General features: G+C 60.2%; 9 protein-coding genes and 1 rRNA gene. 9 read left to right on the top strand and 1 reads right to left on the bottom strand.

All coding sequences use genetic code 11. The annotated features are described in order from the left end of the window. Positions 1-101, top strand: a 5S ribosomal RNA gene (gene rrf / locus GTP23_RS22250); the annotation flags it as partial. Positions 102-213: 112 nt separating this feature from the next. On the opposite strand, the gene GTP23_RS22245 is transcribed toward rrf, so the two are convergent. Continuing rightward, entirely contained in the window at positions 214-909 is a 696-nt protein-coding gene (locus tag GTP23_RS22245; protein ID WP_161037143.1) for a FadR/GntR family transcriptional regulator, read from the bottom strand. Positions 910-1,015: 106 nt separating this feature from the next. On the opposite strand from GTP23_RS22245, the gene GTP23_RS22240 reads away from it, so the two are divergent. From GTP23_RS22240 to glcF, 8 genes are all read left to right on the top strand, one after another. Further along, positions 1,016-1,813: a (Fe-S)-binding protein gene (locus GTP23_RS22240; protein ID WP_161037142.1), complete on the top strand. Its 798-nt coding sequence runs from the start codon at positions 1,016-1,018 to the stop codon at positions 1,811-1,813. Next, a complete protein-coding gene (locus tag GTP23_RS22235) occupies positions 1,810-2,517 on the top strand; it encodes a LutC/YkgG family protein (protein WP_202412315.1) in 708 nt (235 codons plus the stop codon). The genes GTP23_RS22240 and GTP23_RS22235 overlap by 4 nt, the downstream gene beginning before the upstream one ends. Next, positions 2,514-3,959 (top strand): LutB/LldF family L-lactate oxidation iron-sulfur protein, encoded by a 1,446-nt coding sequence (locus GTP23_RS22230; RefSeq protein ID WP_161037141.1) that lies wholly within the window; start codon positions 2,514-2,516, stop codon positions 3,957-3,959. Before GTP23_RS22235 ends, GTP23_RS22230 begins: the two co-directional genes overlap by 4 nt. Before the next feature lie 179 nt (positions 3,960-4,138). Further along, positions 4,139-5,851: a lactate permease LctP family transporter gene (locus tag GTP23_RS22225; RefSeq protein WP_161037140.1), complete on the top strand. Its 1,713-nt coding sequence runs from the start codon at positions 4,139-4,141 to the stop codon at positions 5,849-5,851. A 128-nt stretch (positions 5,852-5,979) separates the two neighbouring features. Continuing rightward, entirely contained in the window at positions 5,980-6,879 is a 900-nt protein-coding gene (locus GTP23_RS22220; protein ID WP_155436873.1) for a LysR substrate-binding domain-containing protein, read from the top strand. Between the two features lie 93 nt (positions 6,880-6,972). Beyond that, on the top strand, positions 6,973-8,463 hold the full coding sequence (locus tag GTP23_RS22215) for an FAD-linked oxidase C-terminal domain-containing protein (protein ID WP_161037139.1): 1,491 nt from the start codon (positions 6,973-6,975) through the stop codon (positions 8,461-8,463). Beyond that, positions 8,460-9,548, top strand: a complete 1,089-nt coding sequence (gene glcE / locus GTP23_RS22210) for a glycolate oxidase subunit GlcE (protein WP_161037138.1) — start codon at positions 8,460-8,462, stop codon at positions 9,546-9,548. Before GTP23_RS22215 ends, glcE begins: the two co-directional genes overlap by 4 nt. A 2-nt stretch (positions 9,549-9,550) precedes the next feature. After that, positions 9,551-10,777, top strand: a complete 1,227-nt coding sequence (glcF, locus tag GTP23_RS22205; RefSeq protein ID WP_161037137.1) for a glycolate oxidase subunit GlcF — start codon at positions 9,551-9,553, stop codon at positions 10,775-10,777. Positions 10,778-11,138 lie beyond the last annotated feature (361 nt).

Here is an 11,138-nt window from a genome sequence, read left to right as displayed (position 1 = left end):
AGCAAGTTGGTCCCACCCCTTCCCATCCCGAACAGGACCGTGAAACAACTCTGCGCCGATGATAGTGCTGCAACCAGTGTGAAAGTAGGTTATCGTCAAGCTAGTTATTAAGAAGAACCCCCTTCAGCCTTTTTGGCCGTTGGGGGTTTTTTGCTTTGGGCGCCGAAAAACCACGATGCAACTGGTTGGACCAGTCGGTTTTACGACGATGTTTTACTCGGCTTCCAGCATGCTGATGACGTAGTCGATATGGGCCTGCATGGCGGTGCGTGAAGCTTCCGGCCGACGGGCACAAATGGCCTGACAGATGGCTCTGTGCTGCTGCAGTAATTGGCCGGATACATCGGGAGCCAGTGCGCGCAGATTGGTGCCGTTGAGCGTGATGTGCTCGCGCAGTATGCCCAGCACGCTGGCATGCAGATGCAGGAACATGCTGTTATGTGAGGCTAATGCGATGGCTTCATGCATCTGTGCATCGGCAGCGGCTTCGTCGGCTGCTCTTTCTTCGGCGCGTGCCAGTTCCAGCTCCACCAGCAAATCACGTATCCGCTGATGTTCTTCCGCTGTGCCACGCTGGGCAGCGTAATAGGCGGTAGCGCCTTCCAGTACACGGCGGAATTCCAGTACATCGGCCAGCACTGCCGGATGGTCTGCCACCAGATGCCCCCATGGGCTGGCGGCCCCGGTGCGTAACTGATCGCTGACATACACGCCTGCACCGGGCCGGCTGCGCAACAGTCCTCGTGCTACCAGACGCTGGGTGGCTTCGCGCACAGTGTTGCGCGAGACTCCGAACTGTTCTGCCAGCACGCGCTCGGAGGGCAAACGGCTATTCGCGATATAGCGCCCGTCGAGCAGCGCCTGCTCCAGCTGCCGCTGCACATCTTCTACCAACCCTAGTGATTTCATGCTGTTGTTCCCCTGTCACAGTACTGGTCCTACCAGTTTGCGACGATTTCGCGATGCGGGAATTATGGCGTCTGCCCGCCAAATAAGCAAAACTAGGAGACCAGTCTTGGAAACCCGCCACTATCCCAAACCGCCGGCAGATCGACAGGTGTATCTGTTCGGTACCTGCGTCATCGATCTGTTCATGCCAGAAGCTGGCCTCGATACCGTTCGTTTGCTCGAACGCGAAGGCCTCACCGTGCACTTCCCGCGCGGCCAGAGTTGCTGCGGCCAGCCGGCTTACAGCAGCGGCAATCCGGAGCAGGCGCGTGCCGTGGTGCGCGCCCAGCTGGATCTGTTTCCGAATGATTGGCCAGTGATCGTTCCTTCTGGTTCCTGCGCGGGCATGATGCGTCACCACTGGGCGGCCATGTTTGCCGATGAGCCTGAAGTGGCTGAAAAGGCGCGTGCCCTGTCCGAACGCATCTACGAACTGAGCGAATTCCTGCTGCGCGTAATGAAGGTAAGCTATCCCGGCGTCCCCGAGCAGGATGCCGAGCGCGTGGTGCTGCACACTTCCTGCGGCGCCCGCCGCGAGATGGGTACCCGCGTGCACGGCGTTGAATTGCTCGATGCGTTGCCAGGTGTTACCCGTGTCGAACATGAACATGAATCGGAATGCTGCGGCTTTGGCGGTACCTTCTCGCTCAAGCATGCGGACATTTCCGGCGCCATGGTACGCGACAAGGTGGCATCGGCCTGTGCGACGGGCAGCAAGCGTGTGGTGTCGGCCGACTGCGGCTGCCTGCTGAATATCGGCCATGCCGCCAAGTATCAGGGCGCGCCGCTCGAGGTCGAGCACATGGCCAGTTTCCTGTGGCGCCGTGTGAACGGCACCGATGCGGATGAAAGCCTGAACCCATGAGCACGATGACCGCCCGCGAACGCATACTAGGCAAGCTGCGCGCTGCTGCGCCATCACCGACGCATGATGCCGCCGCTTTGCAGCACAGCATAGATCTGCACTACGCCGAAAGCGCACTGCGTAGCGCCAGCCCTAAACAGCTCGCCGATCGTCTGCAAAGCGTGATGGCTTCCGTACGGACCGACGTCTGGCGCGCCGACGCTCAGAGCTGGCCGCAACTGCTGGCAGAGAAGCTGGCGGAAGCCGGCGTCAAACGCCTGCTGCTCGATCATGGCCGCAATGAGGGGGCTGCACTGGCTGCAGCCCTGCCTGAGTCAGTGCAGACGCAGTCCTATACCCAGCCCATAGAGCAATGGAAGGCCGAGCTGTTCAATTCGATCGATGCCGGTTTTACCGTGGCGCGCTCCGGTATCGCTGCTACCGGCACGCTGATCGTGGTGCCGGATGCCGGCACGCCGCGCACGGTATCGCTGGTGCCTCCGCTGCATATCGCGCTGGTCTACGCCAGCACGCTGTACGCCGACATGCACGCTGCCGCCCGCAGCGAAGGCTGGAGCAATGGCATGCCGACCAATCTGGTTATGATTTCCGGTCCATCTAAAACATCCGACATCCAGCAGACGCTGGCCTATGGAGCGCACGGCCCGCGTGCGCTGTGGCTGATTATTATCGACGACGTAACGGAGCAGGGAGGCGCAGCATGAGTAGCGCACCATTGAATTTTGTCTCGCCCGCAGACTTCCGTACCCGTGTCGATCAGGCTCTGCAGGATGGCAAGCTGCGCAGCAGTATGCGTGGCGCCATGGACTTCCTGCAGACCAAGCGCAAGAGCCAGTTCCCTGATGAGGATGAGCTGGAGCTGCTGCGCGATCTGGGCGAAGCGGTGCGCCGCCATGCGCTGGCCAATCTGCCGCAACTGCTGCAGCAACTGGAGTCGAATCTGCAGGCCAACGGCGTGCAGGTGCACTGGGCCGAAACGGCTGAAGAAGCCAACGCTATCATTCATGGCATAGCCGAACGCCGCTCCGCACGCCGCATCATCAAAGGCAAATCCATGGCCAGTGAAGAGGTCGAGCTCAATTACTACATGGCGGAGCGCGGCATCGAATGTGTGGAATCGGATATGGGCGAATACATCGTCCAGCTGGCTGAGGAAAAGCCTTCGCACATCGTCATGCCTGCCGTGCACAAAACCAAGGCCGATATCGGCGCACTGTTCGAGCAGCACATTCCCGGCATGAGTTATACGGAAGATGTGGATACGCTGATCCAGGCGGGACGCCGCGCTTTAAGGCAGGCGTTTGTCGATGCGGATATCGGCCTGTCCGGCGTGAACTTCGCTGCAGCCGATACGGGCACTATCTGGCTGGTGGAGAATGAGGGCAATGGCCGTCTGTCGACGACCGTGCCTGATGTGCACATTGCTCTGATGGGGCTGGAGAAAGTGGTCGCCAGTCTGGAGCATATCGTGCCGCTCTCCAGCCTGCTGACGCGCTCGGCCACGGGACAATCGATCACCACCTACTTCAATCTGATCACGGGGCCGCGCCGTGCTGGCGAACTTGATGGTCCGCGCGAAATGCATCTGGTGCTGCTCGATAATGGGCGCACGCAAGCCTACGCCGATGAGCAGTTGCGCCAGACCCTGCAATGCATACGCTGCGGCGCCTGCATGAACCACTGCCCGGTGTACGCGCGGGTAGGCGGCCATGCTTACGGCACGACTTATCCTGGCCCGATAGGCAAAATCATTTCACCGCATTTGCTGGGCCTCGACGCGACGGCAGACCTGGCTACAGCTTCCAGTCTGTGTGGTGCATGCGGCGAAGTCTGCCCTGTACGCATACCGATACCTCAATTACTCGTGCGCTTGCGCACGGAGGCCAACCGCGATCCCGAACAAAGTGTTGCGCATCCGCTACGCGGACAGGGCGCCAACTATAGCCGTAGCGAACAACTGGTGTGGCGATTCTGGAGTGGCGCCTTCGCCCGGCCTAGCGTGTACCGCTGGTTCCGCTGGGCTGCCACGCGCCTGCGCGCCTTCGCGCCAAGCAGCCAGCTAGGCTGGACACAGCACCGTACGCCCCTGAAACCTGCCCCGCGCAGCCTCGCAGAATTGCTGCGGGAAAGGGGGCAAGCCGAGTAGGCGTGAGGTGGCAAACGCGGCGGTGAATAATTTTCAACCGCCCGACTAATTCATTTCATCTTTGTTTGCCACCGATTTCACGCTGCACCCCCGTACACTCGTTGCAACTTTTCGCACTACCCACGCGAAGCGGCATAAGTCGCCACAGCAGAATACTTGTACCTTTGGAGGAGACCTTAATGCAACCTTGGAATCAGATTTACGACCCGATGGGCAGCCTGGCGCTATCCGCGCTGATGGCCGCAGTACCCATCATTTTCTTCTTCGTGGCACTGGCCGTGCTACGGATTAAAGGCCACGTCGCCGCAGCGGTCACGCTGCTGCTGTCGCTGGCGGTTGCCATCTTCGCGTACGGCATGCCGGTATCGCAGGCACTGGCTGCTGCCGGTTACGGCTTCGCTTACGGCATCTGGCCGATCGCATGGATTATTGTCAGCGCCGTGTTCCTCTACAAAGTGGTAGAGCGTACCGGCCAGCTGGATATCATCCGCGCTTCCGTGCTGTCGATTACCGATGACCAGCGTCTGCAGATGCTGCTGATCGGCTTCTCGTTCGGCGCCTTCCTCGAAGGCGCGGCCGGTTTCGGTGCACCTGTGGCGATTACTTCGGCACTGCTGGTAGGTCTGGGCTTCAATCCGCTGTACGCAGCAGGTCTGTGCCTGATCGCCAATACCGCACCAGTGGCCTTCGGCGCGATGGGTATTCCTATCATCGTGGCTGGCCAGGTAACGGGTCTGGATGCGATGAACATCGGCGCCATGGCTGGCCGTCAGCTGCCACTGTTGTCGCTGGCTGTTCCATTCTGGCTGGTGTTCATGATGGACGGCACCCGCGGCGTGAAAGAAACCTGGCCTGCAGCGCTGGTTGCCGGCGGTAGCTTCGCTGTGACCCAGTACGTGACCTCGAACTTCATCGGTCCTGAACTGCCTGATATTACTTCGGCTCTCGTAAGTCTGGCATCGCTGACCGCGCTGCTGAAAGTCTGGCAGCCTGCCAGCGCCAAAGCCGGCGGCCGTAGCGCCATCTCGATGGGCGGCGGTACCGCAGCCATGTCCACCTTCGGCGGTCAGGCTGCCAATGGTGCGGCTCCGAATGTGCGCAAAGCTTCGCCTTACACCACCGCACAGACCGTGCGTGCCTGGGCACCGTTCGGTATTCTGACCGCCGTGGTAACGGTGTGGAGTCTGCCGCAGTTCAAAGCGCTGTTCAACGGCACCGGCGCACTGGCCAACACCGTGCTGAAGTTCCACGTACCGTATCTGGACAAGATGGTTATGAAGATGACCCCTATCGTGTCCGCACCTAAAGCCTATGAGGCTGTGTTCAAGCTGGACCTGCTGTCGGCTGTAGGTACCGCGATTCTGCTGTCCACCCTGATCTCGATGGCACTGCTGCGCTTCAAGCCTATGGCTGGTGTGCGTGCACTGGCGGACACCGTAGTGGAACTGCGTCGTCCTATCATGTCCATCGGTCTGGTGCTGGCCTTCGCTTTCGTGGCCAACTACTCGGGCATGTCCTCGACGCTGGCTCTGGTGCTGGCTGGTACCGGCGCTGCCTTCCCGTTCTTCTCGCCATTCCTCGGCTGGCTGGGTGTATTCCTGACCGGTTCCGACACTTCGTCGAATGCACTGTTCTGCTCGCTGCAAAATACCACGGCGCACCAGATCAATGTTTCCGATACGCTGCTGGTGGCCGCGAATACCACGGGCGGTGTGACTGGCAAGATGATATCACCGCAATCGATCGCCGTAGCCTGCGCTGCGACCGGTCTGGTGGGCCGCGAATCGGAATTGTTCCGCTTTACCCTCAAACATAGCCTGTTGTTTGCAACGATCGTTGGTATTATGACGGTGTTGCAGGCGTATGTATTCACCGGCATGATCCCGCACTAAATCAGGGCATCAGTCCCGCCTGCCTAACGCCAGCGCGTGTCACGGTTTTCCGTGGCACGCGCTGGCATTTGTGCTTTTTGCGCGTAATTGTTGGCCTGCAGGCTGCGGGTTTGTGAGAGGTGGTTTTCATGCCTAGACGTTTTCCTCCGGTTCATGCGTTGTCTGCTTTCGAGGCGGCAGCGCGGGCCGGTTCTTTTGCGGTCGCAGCCCAGCAGCTGTGCATCACGCCTTCCGCGCTGTCGCACCGCATCCGTCTGCTCGAAGAGTTTGTCGGCGACCGGCTGTTCATCCGTGATGGCCGCAACCTCACGCTGTCTGCTTTTGGCCGCAGCTATCTCGATGTGGTAGTGCAGGCCTTGCGCACGCTGACGGATTTCCCGCTGCCGCATCGCACACTGTCGGCCCAGCCGCGCGTGAAGATCACCGTGCCGCCGACTTTTGCGCGCTATCTGCTGATGCCGCGCCTGGCCGAATTTACCGAAGCCCATCCCGACATCGTGGTGGAAGTATTCCTCTCTGTGCCGCTGTACGATCTGTGTCTCAACGAGTCCGATCTGGAAGTGCGCTTCGGCGCCGGTAAGTATCCGGACATGGTGACGACACGGCTGTTCGGCGAACCGGCATTTGCTGTCGCCAGTCCCGCTTATCTGGAGCGCATAGGCGGCATCGCCACGCCAGCCGATCTGCAGAAGGCCACGCTGCTGCGCTCCGCGCTGGAACAGTGGAAGCCATGGTTCGAACAGGCAGGCCTGGACTGGCCGGAACCGATGGATGCACTGCGCGTCGATGATCTGGGGCTGCTGCTGGAAGCCATCAAACATGGCCATGGTGTTGGACTTACGCGACAACATTTTGCGCAGGAGATGATCGCCAAGGGCGAAGTGGTGCAGCTTTTCGACATTCGTCTGGAAGCGCCACCGCATGCCTATTACGTGGTGTATGAGCAGACAAGCCGCACCCGCCCTGAGGTTCAGCTGTTTATCGACTGGATGATGGCGGCCTATCCGGACTCGTTGCGCGATGCGTGAAAAATCTGCATCGCGCCGTTTAATTCTTTTCACCGCAGACGCGCGTTATTGATGGCTACACTGGGTGCCACTTTTTAGCATCCAGAGTCCAACATGAACGCGCCTACCGAAGCACCACCGCTGCAGCAGCACCAGCGCGAGGCCATACTGGCCGCACTGCGTGCCGTACTGCCAGCCGAATGCCTGCTGTCCGAGCAGGAAGATACCCGACCCTACGAGTGTGACGGCCTGACGGCTTACCGTCAGCTGCCTATGGCTGTGGCATTGCCGCAGAATGAGGAACAGCTGATCGCCGTGCTCAAGGTCTGCCGCCAGCTGCAGGTGCCCATCGTGCCGCGCGGTGCCGGTACTGGCTTGTCCGGTGGCGCCATGCCGATCGCGGACGGCATCGTGATCTCGACTGCCAAGATGAGCCGCATCGTCGCGCTTGATCCGCTGGCGCGTACGGCGCGGGTGCAACCCGGTGTGCGCAATCTGGCGATCTCCGAAGCGGCCGCGCCGCATGGCCTGTATTACGCGCCCGATCCATCGTCGCAGATTGCCTGCACTATCGGCGGCAATGTGGCGGAGAACGCTGGCGGCGTGCACTGCCTGAAGTACGGCCTGACCGTGCACAATGTGATGCGCGTGCGTATGGTGTCGATCGAAGGTGAAGTGATCGAACTCGGTGGCGCCGCACTGGATGCGCCGGGGCTGGATCTGCTGGCCGTGTTCATCGGCTCGGAAGGGATGCTGGGTGTGGTGACGGAAGTGACGGTGCGCCTGATACCCAAGCCGCCTGTCGCCAAGGTGATCATGGCCTCGTTCGATAACGTGGTCAGTGGCGGCGATGCTGTGGCGGCTGTGATTGCAGCAGGGATTATTCCGGCCGGTCTGGAAATGATGGACAAGACCAGTGCCCGCATGGTGGAGCCATTCGTTCGTGCCGGTTACGACATCGATGCCGAAGCGATCCTGCTGTGCGAATCGGATGGCTTGCAGGAAGAAGTGGAAGAAGAAATCGGTCGCATGTCGGAAGTGCTGTTCCGCGCCGGCGCGAATGCCATCGCCGTTTCGCAGAACGAGGCGGAACGGATGCGCTTCTGGTCGGGCCGCAAGAATGCCTTCCCTGCGGCAGGCCGCATCTCGCCGGATTACTACTGCATGGATGGCACCATTCCGCGCAAGCGCGTGGCCGAAGTGCTGGTCGGGATAGCGGAAATGGAGAAAACCTATGGCCTGCGCTGTGCTAACGTATTCCATGCGGGTGACGGAAATCTGCACCCGCTGATTCTGTTTGATGCGAATGCACCCGGTGAATTCAATCGCGCCGAGCAGTTCGGCGAAGCGATTCTGGCCCTGTGCGTCGCCGTGGGTGGCACCATCACGGGCGAGCACGGCGTGGGTATCGAAAAAATCGATTCCATGTGCGAGCAGTTCGAAGTCAGCGAGATTGCAGCCTTCATCGGCGTCAAGCGGGCATTCGATGGCGCTTTCCTGCTCAATCCGAACAAGGCCATCCCGACGCTGGACCGCTGCGCTGCCTATGGCAAGCGGCAGGCGCGCGGCGGGCTATTCAAATTTGTCAAACAGGTGAACGCATGACGATGGAAGATCAGGTAAAGCAGTTTAGCGAACGCATCGTCGACGCTACCGTGCATGGCAAGCCGCTGCGTGTACGTGGTGGTGGTAGCAAGGACTGGTATGGCCAGCCGGCGGCTGGAGATATTCTGGATACGCGCGCTTATAGCGGCATCATCGCCTACGAACCCACGGAGCTGGTCATGACAGCCCGCTGTGGCACGCCCATGCGTGAAATCGAACAGGCGCTGGCTGCACAGGGGCAGATGCTGGCCTTTGAGCCGCCACATTTTGGCGAGGGTGCTACCGTAGGCGGCATGCTGGCCTCTGGCCTGTCTGGTCCGCGCCGCGCCACTGCGGGTGCGTTGCGGGATTTCGTGCTCGGCGCAGTTCTGATGGATGGTCGCGGCGAAGCGCTGCGCTTTGGCGGCCAGGTCATGAAGAACGTGGCGGGCTATGATGTTTCGCGCCTGCTGGCGGGTTCCATGGGCATGCTAGGTCTGGTGCTGGAAGTATCGCTGAAGGTGCTGCCCAAGCCGGTGGCGGAAAAGACGCTGCGGCTGGAGCTGTCGCAGGGCGATGCACTGCTGCGTCTGAATAAATGGGCAGGTCAGCCATTGCCGCTGTCGGCATCGAGCTGGCATGGTGGCGCGCTGACCTTGCGCCTGTCCGGCGCGGAAGCAGCGGTGGCATCGGCCGTGCGCCATATTGGAGGCGAGGTGCTCGATGCGAGCGTAGCCGATCACTGGTGGGCCGATCTGCGCGAGCAGCACCATCCACTGCTCGATGCCGTGCGTCTGGAAGGCATGCCGCTGTGGCGTCTGTCGCTGCCATCGACCGCCGAAGTGCTGGGCGAGTTCGGCGAACATGATCAGCTGATCGAATGGGGCGGCTCCCAACGCTGGATACGTGGCGACTTTGACGCCCAGACCATGCGCAGCCGCGCGCAGGCGCTGGGTGGCCATGCCACGCTGTTCCGTGGTGGCGACAAGGCCAGTGGCGTATTCCAGCCGCTGGCGCCAGCCGTACACAATATCCACCGTAATCTCAAACAGTATTTCGACCCGGCCGGCATCTTCAATCGCGGTCGCATGTATCAGGATCTGTAATCATGCAAACCAATCTGGCAGCACAATTCAAAAACACGCCGGACGGCGACGAAGCCGAAGCCATACTGCGCGCCTGCGTGCATTGTGGTTTCTGTACGGCGACCTGTCCTACCTACCAATTGCTGGGCGACGAGCTTGATGGTCCGCGTGGCCGCATCTATCTGATCAAGCAGGTGCTGGAAGGTGCTCCCGCAACGGAGCGTACCCAGTTGCATCTGGATCGCTGTCTCACCTGCCGCAACTGCGAAACCACCTGTCCGTCCGGCGTGCAGTACAGCCGTCTGCTCGATATCGGCAAACATATCGTCGAACAGCAGGTGAAACGTCCGGCCGCTGCGCGTTACAAGCGCTTGCTGCTGAAAGAAGCGCTGCCACGTCCATGGCTGTTCAGCCCCGCGATGAAAGCAGGACGCATGCTGCGGCCACTGCTGCCGGATTCGCTGGCCGAGAAGATGCAGCCAGTACCGGACGCCGGTGCGTGGCCACAGCAGGCCATGCCACGCAAGATGCTGTTGCTCGATGGTTGCGTGCAGCCGGAGATGGCGCCCAATATCAATAGCTCTGCGGCGCGCATACTGGCCGCGCTGGGTGTGGAACTGGTAGTGGCACCACGGGCCGGCTGCTGTGGCGCCATCCGTTACCATCTGGCTGACCATGATGGTGGTCTGAACGATATGCGCCGCAATATCGACGCATGGTGGCCGCTGATCGAGGCGGGTGCAGAAGCGATACTTATGACGGCATCCGGCTGTGGCGCCACGGTGAAGGAATATGGCCATCTGCTGCGCGACGATCCCGTCTACGCCGCCAAGGCCAAGCGGGTATCGGAGTTAACGCGCGATGTAAGCGAAGTGCTGTGCGCCGAGCAGGAAGCTTTGGTCGCTCTGCTGAAGCAGCGCCCACCGGCAGGACCGGTGGCGTTCCATCCGCCTTGCACCCTGCAGCATGCGCAGAAAATCCGCGGCAAAGTGGAAGATCTGCTGCGCGCTGTCGGTGTCGATGTGCGTCTGTGTGCCGACAGCCATCTGTGCTGCGGTTCGGCCGGTACTTATTCCGTACTGCAGCCGGAACTGTCGCACCAGCTGCGTGACCGTAAGCTGGCCAATCTGGAGGCGACGGGTGCGGAGCGCATTGTTTCGGCCAATATCGGATGCCAGAGCCATCTGCAGTCGGGCACCAGCACGCCGGTGGGGCACTGGATAGAACTGATCGATCAGATGCTGGCCTGAGGTGTTTGAAAAAAAAGGCCTTGCCGAAGTGGCGAGGTCTTTGCTATAGTTCGCCCCCTCGCAAAACACAGCGCCCAGCGCTGAGTCGAACGAGAAAAAAAGAAGGGGTTGACGAAACGATTTAAACGCTTCATACTCTTTCTTCTTCGCTGACGGACACAACGCTTCGCAGCAAGCAGTACCAAAGACAAGTTCTTTAAAAATTCACAGTCGATAAGTGTGGATGTTTGATGAAAGTGCACACGAAGCTAGTCTTCGTGATACTTAAAAAATATCAAATGTTCACAAGAAATAAATGAAATAGGACGCTTCGTAAAAGAAGCGAACTGTCAGTATTTTGAGTGAGCGACCCAGCAGCAAT

The sequence above is a fragment of the Duganella fentianensis genome, from assembly GCF_009857835.1.
Lineage (GTDB): Bacteria > Pseudomonadota > Gammaproteobacteria > Burkholderiales > Burkholderiaceae_D > Rugamonas > Rugamonas fentianensis.
The sequence above is the reverse complement of the archived record's forward strand: the minus strand, read 5'-3'. Positions and strand labels throughout refer to the sequence as shown.

Excerpts from the sequence above, each read along its gene's own strand:
- GTP23_RS22220 (WP_155436873.1), top strand. The coding sequence starts at position 5,980 with ATGCCTAGACGTTTTCCTCCGGTTCATGCGTTGTCTGCTTTCGAGGCG.
- GTP23_RS22225 (WP_161037140.1), top strand. The coding sequence starts at position 4,139 with ATGCAACCTTGGAATCAGATTTACGACCCGATGGGCAGCCTGGCGCTA.
- glcE (WP_161037138.1), top strand. The coding sequence starts at position 8,460 with ATGACGATGGAAGATCAGGTAAAGCAGTTTAGCGAACGCATCGTCGAC.
- GTP23_RS22245 (WP_161037143.1), bottom strand. The coding sequence starts at position 909 with ATGAAATCACTAGGGTTGGTAGAAGATGTGCAGCGGCAGCTGGAGCAG.
- glcF (WP_161037137.1), top strand. The coding sequence starts at position 9,551 with ATGCAAACCAATCTGGCAGCACAATTCAAAAACACGCCGGACGGCGAC.
- GTP23_RS22230 (WP_161037141.1), top strand. The coding sequence starts at position 2,514 with ATGAGTAGCGCACCATTGAATTTTGTCTCGCCCGCAGACTTCCGTACC.
- GTP23_RS22215 (WP_161037139.1), top strand. The coding sequence starts at position 6,973 with ATGAACGCGCCTACCGAAGCACCACCGCTGCAGCAGCACCAGCGCGAG.
- GTP23_RS22235 (WP_202412315.1), top strand. The coding sequence starts at position 1,810 with ATGAGCACGATGACCGCCCGCGAACGCATACTAGGCAAGCTGCGCGCT.